Here is a 22890-nt window from a genome sequence, read left to right as displayed (position 1 = left end):
GCGCGGCGTCCCCCGTCGCGCCCTGGCTCCGCGATCATCCGCGTGTTACCAAGAGCCATGCCCGCACATCTCTCGTACGACGTCGTCATCGTGGGCGGCGGCCACAACGGTCTGGTCGCCGCCGCCTATCTCGCCCGCGCCGGGCGCTCGGTACTCGTGCTGGAACGGCTCGGGAACACCGGTGGGGCGGCCGTCTCCGCCCGGCCGTTCGAGGGGGTCGACGCGCGGCTCTCCCGCTACTCCTACCTCGTCTCCCTGCTGCCCCGGAAGATCGTGCGGGAGCTCGGGCTGCGCTTCGCCGTCCGCAAGCGGACCGTGTCCTCGTACACACCGCTGGGCGACGGCGGCCTGCTGGTGGGTGAGGGCCGTACGCGCGCGTCGCTCGCCGTGCTGACCGGCGGGGAGCGGGAGTACGCGGCCTGGCGGGACTTCTACGGCATGACGCGGCGGGCGGCCGAGCGGATCTTCCCCATCCTCACCGAGCCGCTGCTCACCCGGGACGAACTCCGCGCCCACCTGGACGACGCGACGGCCTGGCGGACGCTCTTCGAGGAGCCCATCGGCGTCGCGGTCGAGGAGCGCTTCCGCCATGACCTCGTGCGGGGCGTCGTGCTGACCGACGCGCTGATCGGCACCTTCGCCGACGCCCACGACCCCTCGCTCGTACAGAACCGGTGCTTCATCTACCACGTCATCGGCGGCGGCACCGGCGACTGGGACGTACCTGTCGGCGGGATGGGCGCGCTCACCGACGCCCTGGCGGACACCGCGCGTTCGGCCGGCGCGGAGATCGTCACCGGCCACGAGGCGACCCGTGTCGACACGGACGGGGCCACCGCGGAGGTCGCCTTCCGTACCCCCGGTGGACCCGCGGCCGACCCGACGGACGGTACGGTCACCGCACGTCATGTCCTGGTGAACGCTTCGCCCCAGGCGCTCGCCGACCTCCTCGGCGAGGAACGGCCCCCCGCCGCGGAGGGGGCCCAGCTCAAGGTCAACATGTTGCTCCGCAGGCTGCCCCGGCTGCGCGACGCCTCCGTGGACTCGCGGGAGGCCTTCGCGGGCACCTTCCATGTCGCGGAGGGGTACGAACAGTTGGCCACCGCCTATCAGGAGGCCGCCGCGGGGCGGCTGCCCACCGCCCCGCCGTCGGAGATCTACTGCCACTCCCTGACCGACCCGTCGATCCTCGGGCCCGACCTCGCGGGCAGCGGCCACCACACCCTCACGCTGTTCGGACTGCACACCCCGGCCCGGCTGTTCGCCGAGGACAACGACGCCGTACGCGCCCGGCTGCTCGCCGCCACCCTGGACCAGCTGGACCAGCGGCTCGCGGAACCGATCGCCGACTGCCTCGCCCTGGACGCGCACGGACGGCCCTGCGTCGAGGCCAGGACACCGCTCGACCTCGAACGCGACCTGCGGCTGCCCGGCGGCCACATCTTCCACCGCGACCTGGCCTTCCCCTACGCCACGGAGGAGACGGGGCGCTGGGGCGTGGAGACGGCGCACGCCAACGTGCTGCTGTGCGGCGCGGGCGCCGTGCGGGGCGGCGGGGTCAGTGGGGTGCCGGGCCACAACGCGGCGATGGCGGTCCTGGGCCGATGAGCGGCCGGCGGTGCTCACCCGAACGGGTCAGTCGGCGGACAGCGCCCACCCCACCGCCTCGATCCGTGCCGCGTCCCCGGGCCGGTCCTCGTCGAAGACGGTCCGGCCGCCGTCCTGAACGCGCAGCCCCGTCACGTACGCCCCGCGCCCGACGTAGAGCCGGTCCGTGACGTACCGCCAGCGCAGCCGCGTCTCCTCGCCGCGCAGGCCGGCGAGCGAGGCACTGAGCCGGTGGGTGCGCCGGCCCGACCACCCCGTCACCGAGCCCGTCGGGTGCGTCCGCGGCTCCTGCCCCGGCCGCACCGTCGTGAAGGGCAGCGGCCGCCAGTTCCGCCCGCCGTCCGCCGACGCCTCCAGGAACAGCGTGTCGGCGTCCGGTTCGGTGTCCCACCACAGCGAGCAGCTCAGCCCCCCGTGCGCGGACCGGGTCCGAACCGGTGGCAGGGTCAGGGTCGCGGTCGTGCCGTTGGCCATGCCGGAGAACCAGGCGGCCCGCCCCGGCACCGGGCGGACCGGCACGGCGCGGGCCAGCCGGTCCGCCGTCGCCACGCGCGGCGCGCTGCCGGAGCGCCAGGTGCGCACCGGGTGGACGGAGTTGCCCAGGACGACGAGGAACGAGTCGGTCGTCGGATCGAGGACCAGGCTGGTGCCGGTGAACCCCGTGTGGCCCGCCGTGCGCGGCGTGGCCATCGCGCCCATGTACCAGTGCTGGTGGAGCTCGAAGCCCAGGCCGTGCGCGTGTCCGGGGAAACCGGCGTTGAAGTCGGTGAACATCAGCTCCACCGCCTCTTCGCCGAGGATCCGCGCCCTTCCGTACGCGCCGCCGTTGAGCAGCGTACGGGCGAGCACCGCCAGGTCCCAGGCGCGGCTGAAGACACCCGCGTGCCCCGCGACCCCGCCGAGGGCGTACGCGTTCTCGTCGTGCACCTCGCCGTGCACCATGCCCCGGTCGAGCCCGGACCACGGCGGCCGGGCGTCCTCGGTGGCGGCGATTCCCGGCCGCCAGGAGGCGGGCGGATCGTAGCGCGTACGGCGCATCCCGAGCGGCCCGGTGATCTCGTCGTGGAGCAGCCTGTCGAGTCTCCGGCCGGTGACGTGCTCCAGAACCAGCTGGAGGGCGATCAGATTGAGGTCCGAGTAGAGGTAGGCCGTCCCGGGCGGGCTCGCGGGAGCCTCGTTCCACAGCAGCCGCAGCCGCCCCTCGTGGGTCGGCTCCGCGTACAGCGGGAGCCAGGCGCGCAGTCCGGACGTGTGGGTCAGCAGCTGCCGTACGGTGATGTCCTGTTTGCCCGCCGCGCCGAACTCGGGAAGGTACGTGGCGGCCTTCCCCTCCAGCTCCAGCGCGCCGCGCTCGACCGCCTGGACGGTGAGGACGGACGTGAACAGCTTGGAGACCGACGCCAGGTCGAACACCGTGTCCTCGGTCATCGGGACGCGCCGCTCGGGTGGCAGCTCCACCGCCGTGTCGGTCTTCTCGTCGTACGCGGCGTAGCGCACGGCCATGCCGATCGGGCGGTGCAGGGCCACCGTCCCGCCCCGCCCCGCGAGCAGGACGGCGCCCGCGTACCACGGACGGGTGGGGGAGGGGCCGAGGAAGGCGGTGGCGTCGTCGACCAGCCGGTCCAGCTGACGCCGGATCAGCCCGGCTCGCTCGGCGGAACCGCGCCGAAGCGTGGTCCTCCCGCCGCCCGCGGCGTCCACCGCCATCAGCAGACCTCCCCTGAATGATGAAAGCGTCTTCCGATATCCGAGCGACACAGGGAACTCTCTTGCCGTACGGAAGCGCTGTCAACCGTCGCGGTGCCGTACATTCCGGTGTCGCTCGGCCGCTGAGCCCTCGTCCCGCGCGGTGCCGCGCGCAGTGCCGCGCGCAGTGCCGCGCGCGGTGCCGCGCGCAGTGCCGCGCGCCGGGCACCCGTCGCGGCGCCCCTCGTGGCGTCCTCCTCCCGCGCAGCCCTGCGCGCGCGCCCGGGCCACCTCTGGCAGCGTGGGCGTATGACGACCAGTGGCGCCATCAGGTCCCTGACGTCCCGGTGGACCGTGCTCGTACCACTGCTGGCGGTGGTCGCGCTCGTCCTCGGCTGGGGACGGAGCCTGCCCGGCTGGGCGGTCGGTCTGGTCGTGCTCTGTCTCGCGGGGGCGGTGCTCGCCGCCGTGCACCACGCCGAGGTCGTCGCGCACCGGGTCGGGGAGCCGTTCGGATCGCTGGTGCTGGCGGTCGCGGTCACCGTCATCGAGGTCGCGCTGATCGTCACCCTGATGGTGGACGGCGGCGGCAAGACGGCCACGCTCGCCCGGGACACCGTCTTCGCCGCGGTCATGATCACCTGCAACGGCATCGTCGGACTGTGCCTGCTGGTGGGAGCGGTCCGCAGCAGGGTCGCCGTGTTCAACGCCGAGGGATCGGGAGCCGCGCTCGCCACGGTGGCGACGCTGGCCACCCTCACGCTGGTGCTGCCGACGTTCACCACCAGCGAGCCCGGCCCCCGCTTCTCCGCGGCGCAACTGGGCTTCGCCGCGGTCGCCTCGCTCGTGCTGTACGGGCTCTTCGTCGCGGTCCAGACCGTACGGCACCGCGACTACTTCCTGCCCGTCACCCAGCGCGGCGCGGTGCGCGAGGAGGAGTCGCACGCCCCGCTGCCCGGCCGACGCGCCACCGTTCTGAGCCTGGTGATGCTCCTGGTGGCGCTGGTCGCCGTCGTCGGGGACGCCAAGACGGTGTCCCCCGCCATCGAATCGGGCGTGGCGTCCGCCGGGCTGCCGCAGGCCTTCGTCGGGGTCGTCATCGCCCTGCTGGTGCTGCTGCCGGAGACGCTGGCCGCCGTGCGCGCGGCCCGCCGCGAACGGGTCCAGATCAGCCTCAACCTGGCGCTCGGCTCGGCCATGGCGAGCATCGGGCTCACCATCCCCGCGATCGCGCTCGCCAAGGTCTGGCTGACGGGACCGCTGGTGCTCGGCCTGGACGCCACGCACATGGTGCTGCTCGCCCTGACGGTCGTGGTGGGCGCGCTGACGGTCGCCCCGGGCCGGGCCACGCTGCTCCAGGGCGGCGTCCACCTGGGAATCTTCACGGCGTTCGTGTTCCTGGCGATCAGCCCGTGAACGGGCCCGGTCTCTGAAGGGGGCCGTTGAACGGGGCCGGCCTCCGGACGGGGCCGCGGGAGGCGGACCGCACGGTGCCGGGGGCGGGGCGTGCCGCCGGGCCGGACCGACGTCCCGCCCTCGGTCCGGCCCGGCGCCGCACGGGCGCTCCGCTCCCGGCCCGTTGCCGTACGGAGCGCTCAGCGCGGTGCGTAGACGACGCCGAGCTTGTCGATCTCGTCGGTCGCGCGGCCGGTGAAGCCCACGATCCGCCACCCCGCCGGGGCCGTGTAGGTGACCGCGTCCGAGGTGGGCGTGCCGGACGACAGGGCGCGGCCCGCGTCGGTGGTGAACGCGGCGGAGAAGATCCGCGTCCGGCCGTCCTTCTGGCCGCGGGTCAGCCGGACGGATGTCAGATGCTCGTCCGCGGCCAGGGTGAGCGATGTGGCCGTGCCTCCCGTACCGCCGTGCCCGAGGACCGTGCCTCCGTCGAGCGTGAGCCGGACGGCGTCGAGCCGGGATCCGCCGCGCAGCGTGAGGGTCCGGGGTGCCGGCGCCGAGGGCAGGTCGTCACCGTCGTTGAACGCGGTGCCGTGCGGACCGCCGAAGGTGTCGGAGGCCCGCCGGTTCTCCGGCAGCGACCAGGAGAACCCGACGGTGTGCGGGTAGTGGTCGGACAGGTGCTTCCCGCCGGTGTCCAGGAAGCCTCGCCACTCGTTGGCGTAGCGGGTGGCCACGAGGTTCACCAGCGGGCCGCCGCGGTAGAGGACCTTGTCGACGACCTCGCAGGTGTCGGTCGGCGCCGCCGCGTCGCAGACCAGCGCGTCACTCCCGGAGGCCGGGGCCGAACCGCCCCGTACCAGCCGCACCCACGCGTCGGTCAGACCGTTCTCGGTCAGAAGCGTGCGGATGTTGTCGCCGGTGCGGGTGTAGCGGGTGTTCGTGTCGCCCATGACGACGACCGCGTTGCCGGCGCTGTACACCTGGATGAAGTCGGAGAGCTGTTCGATGTTGGCGCGGCGGGCGGCGAGCGCGGCGTCCGTGGTGTCGGCGTTGGTGTGGACGTTGTACAGGTCCACGAAGACACCCTCGGCGAGGCGGACCCGGGCCAGGGAGAAGCCCTTCGGCGTGAGGCAGTCGGCGTTGGTGCAGTTCTTCCAGCGGACGCGTTCGAAGTCGTCGAACGAGTGGTTCGACAGGGTGTTCAGGCCGTCCCCGAATCCGGCGCCGCCGCTGGTGGCGGTGCGGTAGGGGTGAGCGTCGTTGGCGTACAGCGCCGCGTGGTAGTTGAAGTCCTCCTGGACGTTCACGATGTCGTACGGGCCCAACCGCTGACCTGTCAAAGGGGTGTTGACCTCGGGGTTGCCGTCGCCGAGGCCCAGTGGGAGCCCGGCGACGTTGTAGGTGAGGACGGAGAACGAGCCGGACCGCGCGGAGGGCGGCGCGGCGGCGGACGCGGTGGCCGGTCCCGTGCCGACGGTGGCGAGACCGGTGAGCGCGAGCACGCCGGCCGTCACGGCGGCGAGGACTCCGCGGAACGGGACGCGGGTCGGCGGGTGTGTCGGGCTGCGCATGGTGGGAGGCACTCCTGGGGGATGGGTGCGGCGGGACCGGCGGCCGCGGGGCGGGGGCCGGGGCATCGACGAGGCCCGTGACGCCGTACCCGTGCCGGGGTTCCGTCGCGAGGACACGCACGGCATGAGGCGCCCGTGCCGGGGGAGGTTCACCTGCGCTGCCGCACGCTAGCGCGTGGCTGACGCGCCGACAATCCTCGCCGGTGCGGGGGAGGGGCGCCGGGCGCCGGGGTTCGCGGTGGCGATCACCGCAGCCTGTTACGGACCGGGCACGATCGATAGGGTGGCCCGGGACGACGCAGCGGGAGGAGCAGGACGTGGCAGAGCGCACCACCACGCACAAGCCGCTTTCGGGGTGGGACAAGCCCGAACTCGATCTGAGCAACGCCGACTGGCGGTCGGGCAGCCGTGGCAGGGGGGACGTCCAGATCGCCTTTGTCGAGGGCTTCATCGCGATGCGCAACAGCGGCCGGCCGGAGAGCCCCTCACTGATCTTCACCCCGGCGGAGTGGCGGGCCTTCGTGATCAACGCACGCGACGGGGAGTTCGACCTCACCTGACAGGGCGCGCCAGCGTAGCCAGTCGGAGCGTACGGGATGCCGGTGCGGTGCGGTGCGTGCCCGGTCGGGGGGTGGGCGCGGGGCTCCGGCCGGTCCCGACGGCCTCGGCCGACCGGCCCCGGCGTGCCGCCTCGTGCGCCGGGCCGCTTCCGAAGCCGCTCGCCGGGCCGTTCCGGAACCGGGCTACAGCCACTGGATCTAACGTTTGATCGTGACGTTAGCATTAGCTCATGGCTGCCCGTGATCTCGTCCTCGACCTCGCCCTCACCATCCGTCACGACGGACGGGGCGGAGTGACCGACGATCTCACCACGCCGGGGGAGCTCGCCCGGTGGGTCCTGGCCCACGCCGACCAGCTCGCCCCGGATCTCGACGCCGCGGTGTTCGCCGCGGGCGATGCCGAACTCGCGGACGTGCGGGAGTTGCGCGCCGCGATCCGGGCGCTGTTCGCCCGAGCCGTACGGCCCGAGCCGCCGAGCTCCGCCGACGCCCGGCGGCTGATGCCGTCCGTCGAGGCGCTGCGCCGGGTCAACGCGGCGGCCGCCGCCGTGCCCACCGTGCCGCGGCTCGACTGGCCGGAGGGGGCCGTCCCCGCCGCGGACAGCGGCCCGGCCCGGTCCGTCGGGGAGCGCGCGGCCCTGTCCGCCGCGCTGGCCCGTGCCGCCATCGCCTTCCTCGCCGGGCCCGACCGGGACAGGCTGCGCGCCTGCCACGCGCCGCGCTGCGTGCGGTACTTCCTCAAGGAACACCCGCGGCAGGAGTGGTGCCGTCCTGCCTGCGGCAACCGTGCCCGCGTCGCCCGCCACCATGAGCGCCACCGCGTGCCGGACCGGGCGCAGGCGTGACCCGGGCCGGGGCGGGCGTTCCGGACCGGGTGCGGCCGACCGGGCGCGGGCGGCGAGCGGGGCGAACCCCGGCTGACGCAGCACCGGCCTTCACCCGGCTCCGGACAGGTGGCGAGAACCCGTACCATGGTGAGATGTCCTTCCTCCGCCGCCGCAGCGCCGCCACACCCGCGGGTCCGGACTTCGACGTCCTGGCCATGGACCCGGGGGACTGGCCCGGAAACCTGGGTGCCGGTCTGCTGCCCGCCCCCGACGGCAGCTGCCAGGGCGTCTTCCTCCGCTACGACCTCTTCGGCGGGCGCGGCCCCGCGATGATCATCGGCAACCTGCCCGAGGGCTCCCCGGCCCGCGAGCCGGCGGACGGACAGGTCCCGTTCGAGGTCGCCCAGCTGCTGCTGGCGCTGGAGAACGACGAGCCCGTCGAGGTGGTGGACACCGAGGACATCCCCGTCATGCAGGGGGACAACCTGCTGATCGTGCGCCGCGTCAAGCTCTCCGAAAGCCGCATCTCCTGCGTGCAGTTCGACCGCAGTGACCATGTGCTCGTCACGATCGCCAGCTGGGACCGGCCGATCACCGACGATCTCTACGCCCTGCTGAAGCCACTCCCGGCGGAACTGTTCCAGCAGGGCTGAGGCTCCGGCGCGGCTTCCCGGCCCGCCCTCCACCGATCCGCCTCCGCACCGCTGCCGCGGGGGCGGATCTGTCATGTCTCATGCATGTCTCTTGCCGATTCAGTCATCCGACTTTTACCGTGACTGGTCATGACCTCTGGGATCCGCCGCAGAACCACCATCGCTTCTGCTCTCGGGGCAGCCGGTGCCCTGGTCGGTGGCGTGCCGGTGCCGTCCCCGGCCGTAGCCGACGACCCATCCGATGAATCAGTGCGCGAGTCCTCGCTCGAGTTGCCGCTTGAGCCGACGCCCGGACCCATGCTCTGGTACCGCGCGCCCGCCTCCGACTGGGAGCGCGAGTCGCTGCCCGTCGGCAACGGCGCGCTCGGCGCGAGCGTCCTCGGCACGCTGCGGGACGAGCGGCTCGTCGTCACGGAGAAGACCCTGTGGACCGGTGGTCCGGGGGCGGCCGACGGCTATGACCACGGCGACTGGACCGAGCCCCGCCCCGGCGCGCTCGACGCCGTCCGGGAACGCCTCGACGCGGCGGGCCGTATCTCTCCGGAAGAGGCAGCCGCCCGGCTGGGCCAGGCCAAGCGCGGCTACGGCGCCCATCAGGTTCTCGGTGAGCTGGAGATCGCCGTGCCCGGGGCGCCGACGGTTCCCGACGCCTCCTACCGCCGTGCGCTCGACCTCGGCTCCGCCGTCGCGTCCGTCACGTACACCCACCAAGACACCACGTACACCAGGGAGTTCTTCGCCTCCTTCCCCGCCCGGGTGATCGTCGGACGGTTCCGGGCCGACCGGCCGGGACAGGTGGGCTTCACCCTCCGGTACACCTCGCCGCGCGAGGACTTCACCGCCGCCGCACGCGGCGACCGCCTCACGGTGCGGGGCGCTCTGCGGGACAACGGACTGCGCTTCGAGGCGGGGATACGGGTGCGCGCCGCCGGCGGCCGGGTCAGCGCGGGAGCCGACGGGACGCTCACCGTCACCGGGGCGGACAGCGCCTGGTTCGTCCTCGCCGCGGGCACCGACTACGCGGACACCTTTCCGCGCTACCGGGGCGACGACCCCCACCGGCTGGTCACCCGTACGGTGGACACCGCCGTCGCCCGCCCGTACGACGACCTGCGCGCCGAGCACATCCGTGACCACCGCGCGCTCTTCGGCCGGGTCACGCTCGACCTCGGGGGCCGCCTGCCCGCACTGCCCACCGACGAACTCCTGGCGCGCTACGGCGACACCGGGGCGGAGGCCGGGACCGCTCCCGGGACCGCTCCCGGGACCGGCACCGGGGCGGGAGCCGGGGCGGGCACCGGATCCGCCGCCGACCGTGCGCTCGAAGCGCTGTACTTCCAGTACGGCCGCTACCTCCTCATCGCCTCCTCGCGCGCCGGCTCCCTGCCCGCGAACCTCCAGGGCGTGTGGAACAACAGCGTCAGCCCGCCCTGGTCCGCGGACTACCACGTCAACATCAACCTCCAGATGAACTACTGGCCGGCCGAGGTCACCAACCTGGCGGAGACCACCGTCCCCTACGACCGTTTCGTCGCCGCCCTGCGCGCCCCCGGCCGTCGTAGCGCACGGGCGCTGTTCGGCTCGCCGGGCTGGGTCGTGCACAACGAGACCAACCCCTACGGTTTCACCGGGGTGCACGACTACCCGACCGCCTTCTGGTTCCCGGAGGCCGCCGCCTGGCTCACCCAGCAGCTCTACGAGCACTACCGCTTCGGCGGTTCCCTCGGCTACCTGCGCTCCACCGCCTATCCGGTGATGAAGGAGGCGGCCGAATTCTGGCTCGACGCCCTGCGTCCGGACCCGCGCGACGGAACGCTCGTCGCCACCCCCAGCTACTCACCGGAGCACGGCGACGTCACGGCGGGCGCCGCCATGTCCCAGCAGATCATCCACGACCTGCTCACCAACACCCTGGAGGCCGCCAGGACCCTGGGGGACACCGTCGCCTTCCGCGACCGTCTGGAGCGGACACTCGCGGCGCTCGACCCCGGACTGCGGATCGGCTCCTGGGGACAGCTCCAGGAGTGGAAGGCCGACCTGGACAGCCCGACCGACGACCACCGGCACGTCTCCCACCTGTTCGCACTCCACCCCGGCCGCCAGATCGAGGCCGGCGGCCCCTGGGCCGAGGCGGCCAGGGTGTCCCTGACCGCGCGCGGTGACGGCGGGACCGGCTGGAGCAAGGCATGGAAGATCAATTTCTGGGCGCGGCTGCGGGACGGCGACCACGCGCACACCATGCTCGCCGAGCAGCTGCGGGGCTCCACCCTGGCCAATCTGTGGGACACGCACCCGCCGTTCCAGATCGACGGCAACTTCGGCGCCACGGCGGGCATCGCGGAGATGCTCGTCCAGAGCCACCACGGCCCGATCGAGGTCCTGCCCGCCCTGCCGGCCACCTGGCCCGAGGGCCGGGTGACGGGGCTGCGGGCGCGCGGCGGGACGACCCTGGACATCGACTGGTCCGGGGGTACGGCCCGCCGGATCGTCCTGCGCGCGCACCGGGCGGCAGCGGTCACGCTGCGCAGCACGTTGCTGCCCGGCGGTGAGCACACCTTCCGTACCGTCGCGGGACGCCGTTACGTGTTCACCGGGGACTGAGCGGACGCGTCGTGCCCGCCGCCGGGTGTCCGGGAACGGTAGGAACGGCCGAGTTCCGGGCCGAGCCCGAAGTAGTGGCGGAAGTTGTAGACGAGGGGGCTCCAGGCGGCGGGGTCGATGTGGTCGGTGCCCGGGACGACGACGCGCGGATCGGCGTGGACCTTGTGCACGAGGGTCTCGACGATGACGAACTCCCCGGAGACGTCCGGCCGCACCCGCTCGGCGCGGGCCTCCAGCTGGATCGGGCATTCGGCGACGCGGGGCGGCCGGACCAGGTGGGACGGTTCGGCCGTCAGCCCCGCCGCGGCGAACTTGTCCGGCTCGAAGCGGCAGCCCTCGGCCTTGGTCGCGGGCACGGGATTCCGGCCGGTCAGCGGCGCCAGCCTCTCCACCGCCGCCCACTGGGCGGGGGCCGGCAGGCTGATGACCAGGTCGGGCCGGCTGCCGAGGTTGTACGCGGTCTGCCCCTCGCGGCCCAGGCCGATCACGACCGTCTGTCCGAGCGCCCACGCGGAGGACATCGGGGCGAGATTGAACGAGCCGTCCTCGTTCTCCGTCGACAGGAGCACCACGGGCGTCCCGAAGTACAGGATGCTCGGCTCGATCGGCAGATGGGTGGCGGCGGTCTTCGCGGACAAGGCGCTGGGAGGTGCTGTGTGCATGAGCGGCAGCCTAGGATCCGGTCGTTTCGGCGGGCGCCGAAGTGTCACGAGTGACGACGGACCCGGTGGGCCCGTGGCCCCCGTGGCCCACACGGGCGCCCGGCGTACACGGGGCCGACGCGCTTTCGCCCCCCGGGGGCCCCTGCTGTCGAGTTCCGTCCCGTCGTGTCCTGGCGGGCCCCGCCGCGCCGAAGCGGCGTCCCGCTGCGGAACCGGGCGGTATCGAGGAAAATGGGCATGTGCCCGCCAGGCCCGCACCGGTCCTCCTCCGTCCGCCGCCGGCCTCCACCGAGCGAAGGGACAGCATGGACAGCAACGTTCTGACGCCCGAGGTCCTGCGCGAGCTGCGCGCCCCGCGCCCGTACCCGGCGGTATCCCTGACCATGCCCACGCACCGGCGCGACCCGCGGGGCGAACGCGACGCGGTCCAATTGCGCAACCTCCTCGCCGAGGCCGAGCGCCGGCTCGAGTCCGACCCGAAGGTGGACCGGCGCACCCGGGCCGCCGTCCAGACCCAGCTCGGCCGTGCGGTCGCGTCCGTCGAGGCACGCCTCCTGCTCGACGGACTGCTGATCCACGCGGACGCCGACGAGCACCGCGTCTGGTACCTCCCGCGCGAGGTCCCCACTCGGGTCGTGTTCTCCGATTCCTACCTCACCCGCAACCTGGTCGCGGCCTTCGCCCAGTCCCGGCCGTACTGGGCGCTGGGGGTCGCCGCCGACCGGGCCACGCTGTGGAGCGGCACGGGCGAGTCGCTCCAGGAGCACCGGGGCGACGGCTTCCCCATGACCGCGCCGACGGAGACCTGGGACGTCGAGCGGGAGGAGCGCGTCGGCGACACACCGAGCACCTTCACCGACGAGGAGACCCGCCGGTTCCTGCGGTCCGTGGACGACGCGGTGCGCGCGGTACTCGCGCGCAGGCCCCGGCCGTTGCACCTGGTCGGCCTCCCGCCCGCGCTCGCGTTGCTGGCGGAGGCGGGCAACGCCGTCTCCCAGGCGGCCGGGCGACTGGCCAAGGGCGGCCTCGTGGACGGTCCCGCCCCGGTCCTGCGCAGGGAGCTGCGACCGGTGGTCGAGGACCACGCCCGGCGGCAGCGGCGCGAGGTGCTGGACCGGCTCGGCGACGCCAAGAGCCGGCGCACCTTCGCCGCCGGGCTCGACGAGGTGTGGGAGTCGGTGCGGGAGAAACGGGCCGACCTGGTCGCGCTCGAAGAGCACTACCGCCGGACGGTACGGGTCTGCGACGGCCACCTGGTGCCGGTGAACGACGAGACCGCGACGCGGCCGGACGTACGGGACGACATCGTCGACGAACTGGTCGAGACCGCGCTGGACGGCAGCGCGGAGGTGGTGTTCCTGCCGGACAGCACGCTCGCCGAGCACGAGCACATCGCCGCGATCCTGCGCTACTGACGACCGCCCGCTGACCGACCCGGCCGGTGCGTCACGACCCGCGGGTGCCCCGGACCTTGGCCGTCGGGCCGGCCCGCGGGCCCCGCCGGGTGTCGTCGGGTCCCCCGTGCCCGGCGACACCCGGCCCCCGCGAGGGCCGCCGTTCGCTCAGCGGCCCGCCGACCGCACCTCCACGTCGGCGGCCTTCACATAGGCGATCCGGTGCCCGAACTGGATCTCGTAGTACAGCTCCTCGCCCCGCACCACCCGGTGCCGCGCGATGTCGAAGGTCGGCGCGTACAGGTACTCGCCCGGCCCCCGGTCCCCGACCACGTACCGCTGCCCGGCGAGCAGCTTGTAAGGGAGGGGCGAGACCGTCTGCACCGGTACGTCCGGCGGGTACGCGGCCGCCTCCGGGTACGCGCGCCCGTACACCGGCACCTCCGCGAGCCCGGCCTTCGGCGTCAGCACCCGCGCCCGCGAGGCCACCGCCGTGGGAGCCGAGCGCGGATCGTGGAACCACGCCTTCTGCCCCAGGTACCAGATCGCCCTCCAGTCGCCCCGACGGCCGGCGACCGCGTAGCTCTGACCGGTCGAGGCACGCGCCCCCAGGTCATTGACGTCGGTCGTGGAATCCCCGCCGCCGGGCCGCAGGCCGATGTCCTTCACCAGCGGCGCGTTCTCGTCCGGCGCGGTGTGCAGCCGTACCGCTCCCGAGCCGTGCGGAGCACACGCCTGGCCCGCCTTCTCGCAGCCCGTGTACGGAGGCTTGTGCGCCGGGTAGTCGGGCCGGATCGTCACCACCGCCGGGGCCGCCTCCCGGGGCCCCGCGTGCCCGGGTGCCTCGAACGGCTTGCCGAGCAGCTCGAAGTAGTGCGCCCAGTCCCAGTACGGGCCCGGGTCGGTGTGCATCCCGGGGATCGACGCGGCGGTCGTGCCCGGCACATTGTCGTGGCCGATGATGTGGCGCCGGTCGAGCGGGATGCCGTACCGCTGCGCCAGGTACCTCACCAGCCGGGCGGAGGTGCGGTACATCGCCTCCGTGTACCAGGCGTCCGGCGCGGCGAGGAACCCCTCGTGTTCGAGCCCGATGGACTTCGAGTTGACGTACCAGTTCCCGGCGTGCCAGGCCACGTCCTGGCCGGCCACGTGCTGGGCGATGTGCCCGTCGGAGGAGCGCAGCGTGTAGTGCCACGACACATACGTCGGGTCCTTGATCAGCTTGAGGGTGGTGTCCCAGGAGCCCTCGGTGTCGTGGATGACGATGTAGCGGACGGACTGGGACGCCGGCCGGTCCGCCTTGTCGTGGTTGCCGTAGTCGCCGTCCCCGAATTCCTCGTACGGCGCCGGGACCCACTCGCAGGCGACGGTACGCGGGCACTCCGTCGAACCCGGACCCGAACCCGCGGTCCGGCGCAGGCCGAGCCGTGCTACCTCCGCGCGGTCCGGCGCGACGCCCGGCTCCGCGCGCAGCGCCACGCGTTGTCCGCTGTCCGTCGTCCGCCGCTCGCCCTTCCTGATCACCGCGTAGACGTCGTCGGCGTAGGCCGTGGCGGTGGCGGCGTCGTCGGCTCCGGAGAACCGGGCGACCGCCGCGTACCAGTCCGCGGGATCCGGGCTCGGCGGCCGCTTCAGTTCCCGCTGCGCCGCGGCCAGCAGCGCGGCGCCGCCCTCGATGTTCGCGGCGGGGTTCTCGCGCAACGCGCGGGCGGGCAGCCCGGTGAGTGCGGCCGCGCGGTCCACGGTGCGCAGTCGCGCGGGAAAGGTGTTCCCGCCGGGCGGAGCGGCGGCCCGGACGGCGCGTTTTCCGGCCTCTTCCCCGGTCTTCGGCGGCCGGGAGGTGTCACCGCGGGCGTCCTCCGTGCCGTCCGCGTGGTGCGGCGCCTCGGCGAGCGCGGTGCGCGCGTCGGTCAGATGCATCGGCCCGTAGCCGCCGCTGACGCTGGGGGCGCCACGATGGGTGTCCCAGCGGGACTGGAGGTACGAGACACCGAGCAGCACGCTCGAAGGCACCCGATGGCGCTCGGCGGCGGCGGTGAACTCCTGTTGCAGTGTGCCGCTGTCCGGCCGCTCGGCGGTGGCCGAGGGCCCGGCCGAGACGAGAGGCAGCAGAAGGGCGACGGACGCCATGACACCGCCCGCGCCCAGCACACGTCTGCGGGAAGTTCTCGGGCGAGGAGAGGGGTAACCGTGCAATGCGGCCTCCGGTGACGAGTGCTGCGCGACGGACCTGCCGGGTCGGCTGGAGTACAGACGTACCGGGTCCCGGACGATCCGTCAATGAGGCGCCACCGGGAGGACTTCGCACGTCAACGCGTCGGTGGGAGAGGTGGGGGACGGCCTCTTACGGGCGTTTCCGCCACGGCGGCGCGCGGGCCTGCGGGGCGTCGGAGGAGTGAACCAATGACCGGATACCGGTCACTCCGCCGTCGCCGTCGCCGTCATCCGTCGGCCTCCCGGTAGCGGGCCCGCGTCCCGACGGCCGTCAGCGGGTACCGACCGCCGCCCGCACCGCTCGACGCGCCATCGCGCAGTCGTCGTGCAGCCGTCGCAGCAGCAGCCGCTGCTCCTCGCCCGCCGGCGGACCGGTCCGGGCCTGCGCGGACGCCGGAGCCGCACCGGGAGCCGTCGTCTCCCGCAGCGCGCGCTGCACCGCCGTCTCGTACATCCGGATCTCCCGGGTCAGCACCAGCATCAGATTGACCAGGAACGCGTCCCGGGCGGCCGGTCCCGGGTCCTGCGCGAGCCGGCTGATCCGCTTCCGCTCCGCGGGCGCGTCCCCCAACACCGCCCACAGCGTGGCCAGGTCGTAACCCGGCAGGTACCAGCCGGCGTGCTCCCAGTCGACGAGCACCGGGCCCGCGGGCGAGAGCAGGACGTTGGACAGCAGAGCGTCCCCGTGACAGAACTGGCTCATGCCCTGCTTGCCGATCGCGAGGCCGTGCAGCAGTTTCTGAAGGTCGCCCAGGTCCCGGTCCGTGAACAGGCCCAGCTCGTGGTAACGGGCGATCCTGGGCGCGTAGTCGAGGGGCGCGCCGAACATACCGGCCGGCGGGCGCCACGCATTGAGCCGGTGGACGGCGCCCACCGCCGTCCGGATGTCGGCGCGGGGCGGGGCCTCGGCCGGATGGCGGGCCAGGGCAGCGGCCCGCCCCGGCATCCGTTCGATCACGAGGACGCAGTTCTCCGGATCCGCCGCGATCAGCCGGGGCGCCCGAACCGGCGGGCGGTGCCGGACGAAGGCGCGGTACGACGCTATTTCGTGCCGGAACCGCTCCGTCCACACCGGCGAGTGGTCCAGCAGGCACTTGGCGACCGCGGTGGTGCGTCCCGCCGTCCCCACCAGCAGGACCGAGCGGCCGCTCCGGCGCAGCACCTGCGCCGGTTTGAACTCCGGACAGATCCGGTGCACCGAGGCGATCGCCATCCGCAACTGCGCGCCCTGGGGCCCCGACACGTCGATTCTCCCGCTGAGGGGTTGGGTGACAGCTCCCGCCCAACGCCGGTTCCGGCCTGCGTGGTGGGGGTCGAGATACGGACCGCTGCTCGGGGCGGCGGTGCGCGGCGACCGGGGCGGGGCGGACACGGAGGACGATGCTGTGTACATGAGGCGAAACAGATCCCTTCGCGCGCCGACGAGTTGACGGCGTCACCCGGCCCGGCGGCCCCAGCACCCTGGGGAGTACGGTCCGGCCGCCGGGCCGGGGTGACGCGTTCCTACTCCACACCCCCGCGCGGGTGGCACACCATCTGGCGGACCCTGGCGAAACCCTGGCGAATAGTCGCCCGCCCCCTGACCCGGGGCTACTGTCAAGGCAGCCGAGAACCTGGGGGCTTGACGTGAGCGGAGAACCCAACACCCGTCTGTCGGATCTGTTCGGCCTGGCCGGCTGGTCCAAGGGCGAACTCGCGCGGCTGGTGAACCGGCAGGCGGCGGCCATGGGCCACCCTCAGCTGGCCACCGACACCTCGCGGGTGCGGCGTTGGATCGACATGGGGGAGACCCCGCGCGATCCCGTGCCGCGTGTGCTGGTGGCCCTGTTCACCGAGCGGCTCGGCCGTGTCGTGACCATCGAGGACCTCGGGTTCGTACGGAGCGGGCGCGCGGGGAGACGACGGGACGCCGGGAAGACCGACAACCCCGACGCCCTCCCGTGGGCTCCCGACCGCACGGCGGCGGTCCTCACCGAATTCACGGGAATGGACCTCATGCTCAACCGACGCGGCTTGGTGGGCGCGGGTGCAGCGCTCACCGCGGGCTCAGCAATCACCACTGCCATGCACGACTGGCTGCACTCCGACCCCGTACTGTCCTCCGACGCCCCCCGGCTCGACGACCCCCTGCACGCCGAACTCGCCGGGTCCGACCGCTACGAGGCCGCCCCCATCGGCTCTCAGGAGATCGAGGCCCTCGAGCACTCCGTCGAGGTGTTCCGCGCCTGGGACGCCGCACGCGGCGGCGGACTCCAGCGCAAGGCCGTGGTGGGCCAGCTCAACGAGGTGGGCGGCATGCTCGCCTACCGCCACCCCGACCATCTCCAGCGGCGCCTGTGGGGCGTCGCCGCCAACCTCGCCGTCCTGGCCGGCTGGATGTCCCACGACATCGGCCTGGAACCGACCGCCCAGAAGTACTTCATCATCGCCGCGCACGCGGCACGCGAGGGCGGGGACCGACCGCGCGCGGGCGAGGCGCTGTCCAGAGCGGCCCGCCAGATGATCCACCTCGGCCGGCCCGACGAGGCGCTCGACCTGATGAAGCTGGCCGAGTCGGGCTCCGGCGACCGGACCCTGCCGCGGACCCGGGCCATGCTCCGCACGATCGAGGCATGGGCCGAGGCCTCCAGGGGACGCGGCCAGGCGATGCGCCGGGCCCTCGGGGAGGCGGAGGAACTGTTCGCCTCGGACAAGGGGGACGTGCCGCCGCCCTGCTGGATGCAGATGTTCGACGACGCCGATCTGTACGGAATGGAGGCGCTGGCGTTCCGTACCCTCGCCGACCACGAACCCTCGGCGGCGGCGACGGCGCAGCGGCACGCCAGGAAGGCGCTGGAGCTGCGGGTCGGCGGCCGCCAGCGGTCCAAGATCTTCGACTACATCTCGATGGCGGCCGCCTGCTTCATCGCGGACGACCCCGAACAGGCCGACCGGTACGCGAGACTGGCGCTGGTGTCGATGGGGGAGACCTCCTCGCACCGCACCTGGCACCGGCTGCGCGAGATGTACCGGCTGACCGGCCGGTACGCGACCCATGAGAAGATCCGGGACCTGCGCGAGGAGATCGAACAGGCCCTGCCGAGCGCCCCGGTGAGGAAGTCGGGACTCGCCGACGCCTGAGCGCGCGGGCGTCCGGAGCGGCGGTGCCGTTCCGGCGCGGTCCTCGCGCGCGGTCGCGGTCGTGCTCGCCGCGTCGGGTCATGACGACGGCATGCGGCAACGGTCGGCGACCGGCCCTGCCGGCTGTCCGGCCGTGACCGGCGGGAGCGGGGTCAGCCGCGGAGCCTGGCGACCATCACACTGGCGCCGTCCAGGCGTTCGGCTCCGGCGAACGCCCCGGCGACCACCGCCGCACCCTCCTGTGCCGTGGAGACCCCGGCCAGGTGGGGCGCCAGCGCCAGCAGCCGGTCCCGGCCCGCCGCGTCACCCTCGCACGTGAGTCCGTCGGTGTGCAGCACGAGCAGGTCACCGGGGAGCAGCCTGATCTCGGCCTGCTCGTAGACGGCCCCCGAGGTCGCCCCCAGCAGCACGCCGTCCGCCGGGGTCAGCGCACACCCCGTCCCGTCGCGGAACAGCAGCGGGGCGGGGTGGCCCGCCTGCGCCCAGGAGAAGGTGGCTGTCGGGGGGTGGAAGCGGGAACAGAGGACTCCGCCCAGCACGGGCCGCTCCGCCCTGTCGATCAGCTGGCCGAGATGGCCGAGCAGGGCCCCCGGCTCGATGCCCGCCACCGCCATGCCCCGCAGCGCGCCCAGCAGCATCGCCATGGACGAGGCCGTGGCCACCCCCTGTCCGGTCAGTTCGCCCACGGTGAGCAGGGTGTCGCCGCCGGGCAGTTCGAGCGCGTCGTACCAGTCGCCCCCGACCGCCGTGGGGCAGGCAGCGGGCAGCTGGCGCGCGGCCAGGTCCAGCACGGCCGGGCCGCCGCGCGGAAGCTGCGCCGAGCCCCGCCAGGAGGGCAGGACGGCCTCCTGCACCTCGGTCGCGATCCGGTGCTCGGTCCGGGCCAGTTGTTCCTCCTGCCGCAGCCGGTCGCGGGTCTCGCGCACCAGCCGCTCGCCCTGCCGCAGTTCGCTGATGTCCCGGAGCACCGCCCACATCGAGGCGGTGCAGCCCCCGGGGTCGAGGACCGGCTCGCCCCGCATGTGCACCGTACGGATCCGGCCGTCCGCCCTGACGACGCGGAACTCGCCGTCGATGGGTTTGCCGTCGATCAGACAGTCGGTGACGATCTGGGTGAGCAGCGGCTGGTCGTCGGGGTGGACCAGGGACGGGAGTTCGTCCAGGGTCAACGGCCCGCTCCCGGGCGGCCGTCCGAAGATCGCGTACAGCTCGTCCGACCAGCTCACCTCATCCGTGAGCAGGTTCCACTCGGCGCTGCCGACCCGCCCGGGCGGCGCGGCACCGGGGGCCGCGGGACACGGCCGGCCATGGGCGGGGGGAGCCGCCTGTGGTCCCCGTGCGTCGGCGACGGGTCCGGAGCCGACGCCGGTGCCGTCCGGGCGCCCGGCCTTCAGCTGGTCCAACTGTGCGCCCAGGTCGTCCAGTTGGTGCACCGCCAGATCGCAGAGCGCGCGCTGCCAGCGCCACAGCGCGTCGTCGTCCTCGTCGGCCGCGGTGTCCCGGCGCACGGCGTCCACGTCACCCCGCAGCCGGCGGGTCTGCGTGATCAGCGCTTCGACCGTGTCCCGCTCGTGGGGACGCGGGGCGGGACGGTCCGCGAACAGGGGGGACGGCATCTCGAACTCCGATAGGGGCGCGGCACTGTCGTTGTCCGGGTGATGGACCGTTCCGACTGTTGCACAAGCGCACGCGGGCCGTAAGGAGTTTGGCAACACTCGATCCGGTGGTGCTTGTGTCATATGCCACAGGCCGTGCGCCGTCAACCGCACCGGAATGACGAGTTCTGCCGCCTCGGGGTTCCGGCGGGAGGTTGGTGCGACGTCACCAGATGGACTCGACCCACTCGGGGTGGTCGACGAACGGATTGCGGTTGTGCTGGTACTTCTCGAATATGACCTCGTTGCGGCGACGCTCGAAGGAGTCCGGCGGGTCCTCGTCGTTCCACCGCTTGAGTACGGACAGCTTGCCCATCGCCGGGCTGGAGCCGTTGTTGACCCGTTCGTTGGGCTCCAGGTCGGCGAAGGAGTCGCCGCCCTCGTACCGTACGGCCATGTAGAGGATCATCCGCGCGACATCGCCCTTCACCGCGTCCCGCGGCTCGAAGGAGTCGGAGTCCGTGAAGCTGCCGGGGGCGCCGGAGACCGGGCCGCCACCGTTGTCGAAGTCCTTGTTGCCCCGGGCGGAGTTGACGCCGACGTCCTCGGGGCGCAGATGGTGCAGGTCGGTGCCCGGGCCGGTCGCCGTGCCGAAGTCGCCGTGCGACTTGGCCCAGACGTGCTCGCGGTTCCAGTCGCCCGTGTTGCCGCCGTTCGCGGACTTGGACCGGGACTGGCCCGAGTAGAGCAGGGTGACGTTCGAGGCGTTGCCGGGGTCCTCGTCGGTGTCCTTGAGGGCGTTCCACACCTGGGAGTAGGAGAGTTTGGTCTGGTCCTTGACGATCGTGTGCAGAGCGGCCTTGAGCGCGCCGCCGGACTTGCCGAGCGCGCCCTCGTAGTACGTGTCGTCGTACGCGGCGTCCTCCGGGGCGGCCGCCACCGCTTCCGCGGTGCGTGTGTCGGAGGAGGAGGCGGGCGCCGCGGCCACGGTCGTGGTGAGCGTGGCGGCGGTTGCGCAGAGGGCGAGCAGCGCGCGGTGGGCGGGGCGTCGGCGAACGGGCATGGCGGAAGCGGGTCCTCTCCGTGGGGACCGCCGGGGCGCGCGCGGTCGGGGGTGACGAGGCGGTTGGGGAGTGAGGAAACGGTTCAGCGGGAGCCTTCCACACGCGGCACGGCGCCGTGTGAACGAGACGTGGTGATCATGTGCAGGTCAATCACGAATCGGCTCGCCGAAGTGGCGTCCGTTTGCTCACGTTTCGAGTCCGTCCGGGGTGTCTTGAGTGGCGCGGTCGGCCATCTTTGGTCCATACCAGCTCCTTGACGGCCGCCCCTGCCCTGTCTTAAATCGAGGCACCCGAACGACCGTCAAGCTGTGTGTCATGCGCATGCCCCCCACTGAAGTGATGTGATGACCCGTGCGAACGTCCCTGGTGTCCCTCGGCCGAAGAATGGCCCTGTGCACCCTCGCCCTGGTGTGCTGTTCCGGCGCGGTGGCCGCGCCGGCCGTGGCGGCGCCCGGCCCCGAGGCGCGGAGCGCCGCGGTACCGGCCGCCGCCGCGGCGGTCACGTTCTCCGACGACTTCGACGGCCCGGCCGGAGCCGCCGTCGACGGGGGCAAGTGGCAGATCGAGACCGGCGACAACGTCAACAACCACGAGCGGCAGTACTACACGGCGGGCAACAGCAACGCCGCTCTCGACGGCCGGGGCAACCTGGTCATCACCGCGCGCAAGGAGAACCCCGGCAACTACCAGTGCTGGTACGGCCGGTGCGAGTACACCTCCGCGCGGCTCAACACCTCCGGCAAGTTCACCTCGACCTACGGTCATGTCGAGGCCCGGATGAAGGTCCCGCGCGGCCAGGGCATGTGGCCCGCGTTCTGGATGCTCGGCAGCGACATCGGTCAGGTCGGCTGGCCGAACAGCGGCGAGATCGACATCATGGAGAACGTCGGCTTCGAACCCGGCACCGTCCACGGGACCATCCACGGCCCCGGCTACTCCGGCTCGGGCGGCATCGGAGCCGGCTACACGCTGCCCGGCGGCCAGGCGTTCGCCGACGCCTTCCACACCTTCGCGATCGACTGGTCGCCCGAGGCCATCACCTGGTCCGTCGACGGCAATGTCTACCAGCGGCGCACCCCGGCCGATCTCGGCGGCCGCAGCTGGGTGTTCAACAAGCCCTTCTTCCTCATCCTGAACCTCGCCGTCGGCGGCTACTGGCCCGGCGACCCCGACGGCAGCACCAGCTTCCCGACCCAACTCGTCGTCGACTACGTGCGCGTCAGCACGCTCGACGGCGGCACCGGCGGCAGGACCGGCACCATCACCGGAATCGGCGGCAAGTGCGTGGACGTCGCGGGTGCCGGCACCGCCAACGGCACGCCCATCCAGCTCCACGACTGCAACGGCAACGCCGCCCAGCGGTGGACCGCGGCGTCCGACGGAACGCTCCGGGCGCTCGGGAAGTGCCTGGACGTGCGGGACGGAGGCACCGGCGACGGCACGCAGCTCCACCTGTGGGACTGTGTCGGAGCGGCCAGCCAGAGATGGGCGCTGCCCGCGGCTCGCGACATCGTGAACATCAAGGCCGACAAGTGCATGGACGCGACCGGGAACAGCTCCGCGGACGGCACCCGGCTGCAGATCTGGACCTGCGCCGGTACGCCGAACCAGAAGTGGACGTTCAACGGCTGACGACGCCGTCGGCACGGGGCCGCGGGTCCCTTCCGCGCCCCGACGTGTCCTCCTCGTCCCCTCCCGCCCCGCCCTCGCCGCTTCCGCCTCCCGGTGGGCGAGGACGCGCGGCGGGAGGCGTGCCGAGCAGGGGCCTCTCTCGAAGACGGACCTAGGGCGTGTTGCGAAAGTCCCGCCTGGCCGGCGACGCCTGGCACGCACGCTCGCTGCGTTGTCGGAGTCGTCCAAGTACGTCCAGTCCATCGACGACGCCGATCCTCCGCCTTGCGATCGCACGCACCAGACGCCGCCGGCCCCGCCCCGCG

General features: G+C 73.1%; 16 protein-coding genes. 9 read left to right on the top strand and 7 right to left on the bottom strand.

What is annotated here, in order from left to right:
• The first annotated feature begins 57 nt into the window (after positions 1 to 57).
• On the top strand, positions 58 to 1608 hold the full coding sequence (locus tag IG02_RS0100755) for a phytoene desaturase family protein (RefSeq protein ID WP_030740198.1): 1551 nt from the start codon (positions 58 to 60) through the stop codon (positions 1606 to 1608).
• A gap of 27 nt (positions 1609 to 1635) precedes the next feature.
• On the opposite strand, the gene IG02_RS0100750 is transcribed toward IG02_RS0100755, so the two are convergent.
• A complete protein-coding gene (locus IG02_RS0100750; RefSeq protein WP_030740195.1) occupies positions 1636 to 3315 on the bottom strand; it encodes a serine hydrolase domain-containing protein in 1680 nt (559 codons plus the stop codon).
• A 288-nt stretch (positions 3316 to 3603) separates the two neighbouring features.
• Between IG02_RS0100750 and IG02_RS0100745 the strand changes: the two genes are divergently transcribed.
• A complete protein-coding gene (locus IG02_RS0100745; RefSeq protein WP_030740193.1) occupies positions 3604 to 4710 on the top strand; it encodes a calcium:proton antiporter in 1107 nt (368 codons plus the stop codon).
• Between the two features lie 179 nt (positions 4711 to 4889).
• On the opposite strand, the gene IG02_RS0100740 is transcribed toward IG02_RS0100745, so the two are convergent.
• Positions 4890 to 6263, bottom strand: coding sequence for a jacalin-like lectin (locus tag IG02_RS0100740; RefSeq protein WP_051764242.1), 1374 nt, complete (start codon positions 6261 to 6263; stop codon positions 4890 to 4892).
• A gap of 317 nt (positions 6264 to 6580) precedes the next feature.
• On the opposite strand from IG02_RS0100740, the gene IG02_RS0100735 reads away from it, so the two are divergent.
• The 4 genes from IG02_RS0100735 to IG02_RS0100720 all read left to right on the top strand — a co-directional run bounded on the left by IG02_RS0100735 (position 6581) and on the right by IG02_RS0100720 (position 10904).
• On the top strand, positions 6581 to 6823 hold the full coding sequence (locus IG02_RS0100735; RefSeq protein WP_030740187.1) for a DUF397 domain-containing protein: 243 nt from the start codon (positions 6581 to 6583) through the stop codon (positions 6821 to 6823).
• Positions 6824 to 7053: 230 nt separating this feature from the next.
• Positions 7054 to 7668, top strand: a complete 615-nt coding sequence (locus tag IG02_RS0100730; protein ID WP_030740184.1) for a CGNR zinc finger domain-containing protein — start codon at positions 7054 to 7056, stop codon at positions 7666 to 7668.
• Between the two features lie 134 nt (positions 7669 to 7802).
• The gene (locus IG02_RS0100725; RefSeq protein ID WP_030740181.1) at positions 7803 to 8303 is read left to right on the top strand and encodes a hypothetical protein; all 501 of its coding nucleotides are present in this window, start codon (positions 7803 to 7805) and stop codon (positions 8301 to 8303) included.
• Positions 8304 to 8600: 297 nt separating this feature from the next.
• A complete protein-coding gene (locus tag IG02_RS0100720) occupies positions 8601 to 10904 on the top strand; it encodes a glycosyl hydrolase family 95 catalytic domain-containing protein (protein WP_030740179.1) in 2304 nt (767 codons plus the stop codon).
• Here the strand turns inward: IG02_RS0100720 and IG02_RS0100715 are convergent.
• Positions 10883 to 11566 carry a flavin reductase family protein gene (locus tag IG02_RS0100715; RefSeq protein ID WP_051764240.1) on the bottom strand — a complete coding sequence of 228 codons (684 nt, stop codon included), beginning with the start codon at positions 11564 to 11566 and terminating at the stop codon, positions 10883 to 10885. The two genes, IG02_RS0100720 and IG02_RS0100715, sit on opposite strands and share 22 nt — an antisense overlap.
• A 305-nt stretch (positions 11567 to 11871) precedes the next feature.
• On the opposite strand from IG02_RS0100715, the gene IG02_RS0100710 reads away from it, so the two are divergent.
• Entirely contained in the window at positions 11872 to 12981 is a 1110-nt protein-coding gene (locus IG02_RS0100710) for a hypothetical protein (protein WP_030740173.1), read from the top strand.
• A gap of 147 nt (positions 12982 to 13128) precedes the next feature.
• On the opposite strand, the gene IG02_RS0100705 is transcribed toward IG02_RS0100710, so the two are convergent.
• Positions 13129 to 15090, bottom strand: coding sequence for an N-acetylmuramoyl-L-alanine amidase (locus IG02_RS0100705; RefSeq protein ID WP_037801925.1), 1962 nt, complete (start codon positions 15088 to 15090; stop codon positions 13129 to 13131).
• Positions 15091 to 15445: 355 nt separating this feature from the next.
• Positions 15446 to 16567 (bottom strand): aminoglycoside phosphotransferase family protein, encoded by a 1122-nt coding sequence (locus tag IG02_RS0100700; RefSeq protein WP_030740167.1) that lies wholly within the window; start codon positions 16565 to 16567, stop codon positions 15446 to 15448.
• Positions 16568 to 16800: 233 nt separating this feature from the next.
• Between IG02_RS0100700 and IG02_RS0100695 the strand changes: the two genes are divergently transcribed.
• Positions 16801 to 18294 carry a hypothetical protein gene (locus tag IG02_RS0100695; protein WP_030740165.1) on the top strand — a complete coding sequence of 498 codons (1494 nt, stop codon included), beginning with the start codon at positions 16801 to 16803 and terminating at the stop codon, positions 18292 to 18294.
• A 152-nt stretch (positions 18295 to 18446) separates the two neighbouring features.
• On the opposite strand, the gene IG02_RS0100690 is transcribed toward IG02_RS0100695, so the two are convergent.
• Positions 18447 to 19910, bottom strand: a complete 1464-nt coding sequence (locus IG02_RS0100690; RefSeq protein WP_030740163.1) for a PP2C family protein-serine/threonine phosphatase — start codon at positions 19908 to 19910, stop codon at positions 18447 to 18449.
• A gap of 205 nt (positions 19911 to 20115) precedes the next feature.
• On the bottom strand, positions 20116 to 20952 hold the full coding sequence (locus IG02_RS0100685; protein ID WP_030740161.1) for an endonuclease I family protein: 837 nt from the start codon (positions 20950 to 20952) through the stop codon (positions 20116 to 20118).
• A 385-nt stretch (positions 20953 to 21337) separates the two neighbouring features.
• Here IG02_RS0100685 and IG02_RS0100680 point away from each other — a divergent pair, with 385 nt between their 5' ends.
• Entirely contained in the window at positions 21338 to 22585 is a 1248-nt protein-coding gene (locus IG02_RS0100680; RefSeq protein WP_030740159.1) for a family 16 glycosylhydrolase, read from the top strand.
• The last annotated feature ends 305 nt before the right edge of the window (positions 22586 to 22890 follow it).

This window comes from Streptomyces sp. NRRL F-5135, assembly GCF_000719775.1.
In the GTDB taxonomy this organism is placed as follows: domain Bacteria; phylum Actinomycetota; class Actinomycetes; order Streptomycetales; family Streptomycetaceae; genus Streptomyces; species Streptomyces hebeiensis.
The sequence above is the reverse complement of the archived record's forward strand: the minus strand, read 5'-3'. Positions and strand labels throughout refer to the sequence as shown.

What these genes read in the sequence shown, in the direction of transcription:
- IG02_RS0100750 (WP_030740195.1), bottom strand. Translation starts at nt 3,315, where the DNA reads ATGGCGGTGGACGCCGCGGGCGGCGGGAGGACCACGCTTCGGCGCGGT.
- IG02_RS0100715 (WP_051764240.1), bottom strand. Translation starts at nt 11,566, where the DNA reads ATGCACACAGCACCTCCCAGCGCCTTGTCCGCGAAGACCGCCGCCACC.
- IG02_RS0100740 (WP_051764242.1), bottom strand. Translation starts at nt 6,263, where the DNA reads ATGCGCAGCCCGACACACCCGCCGACCCGCGTCCCGTTCCGCGGAGTC.
- IG02_RS0100700 (WP_030740167.1), bottom strand. Translation starts at nt 16,567, where the DNA reads ATGTACACAGCATCGTCCTCCGTGTCCGCCCCGCCCCGGTCGCCGCGC.
- IG02_RS0100680 (WP_030740159.1), top strand. Translation starts at nt 21,338, where the DNA reads ATGGCCCTGTGCACCCTCGCCCTGGTGTGCTGTTCCGGCGCGGTGGCC.
- IG02_RS0100720 (WP_030740179.1), top strand. Translation starts at nt 8,601, where the DNA reads ATGCTCTGGTACCGCGCGCCCGCCTCCGACTGGGAGCGCGAGTCGCTG.
- IG02_RS0100710 (WP_030740173.1), top strand. Translation starts at nt 11,872, where the DNA reads ATGGACAGCAACGTTCTGACGCCCGAGGTCCTGCGCGAGCTGCGCGCC.
- IG02_RS0100755 (WP_030740198.1), top strand. Translation starts at nt 58, where the DNA reads ATGCCCGCACATCTCTCGTACGACGTCGTCATCGTGGGCGGCGGCCAC.
- IG02_RS0100690 (WP_030740163.1), bottom strand. Translation starts at nt 19,910, where the DNA reads ATGCCGTCCCCCCTGTTCGCGGACCGTCCCGCCCCGCGTCCCCACGAG.
- IG02_RS0100730 (WP_030740184.1), top strand. Translation starts at nt 7,054, where the DNA reads ATGGCTGCCCGTGATCTCGTCCTCGACCTCGCCCTCACCATCCGTCAC.
- IG02_RS0100685 (WP_030740161.1), bottom strand. Translation starts at nt 20,952, where the DNA reads ATGCCCGTTCGCCGACGCCCCGCCCACCGCGCGCTGCTCGCCCTCTGC.
- IG02_RS0100745 (WP_030740193.1), top strand. Translation starts at nt 3,604, where the DNA reads ATGACGACCAGTGGCGCCATCAGGTCCCTGACGTCCCGGTGGACCGTG.
- IG02_RS0100705 (WP_037801925.1), bottom strand. Translation starts at nt 15,090, where the DNA reads ATGGCGTCCGTCGCCCTTCTGCTGCCTCTCGTCTCGGCCGGGCCCTCG.
- IG02_RS0100725 (WP_030740181.1), top strand. Translation starts at nt 7,803, where the DNA reads ATGTCCTTCCTCCGCCGCCGCAGCGCCGCCACACCCGCGGGTCCGGAC.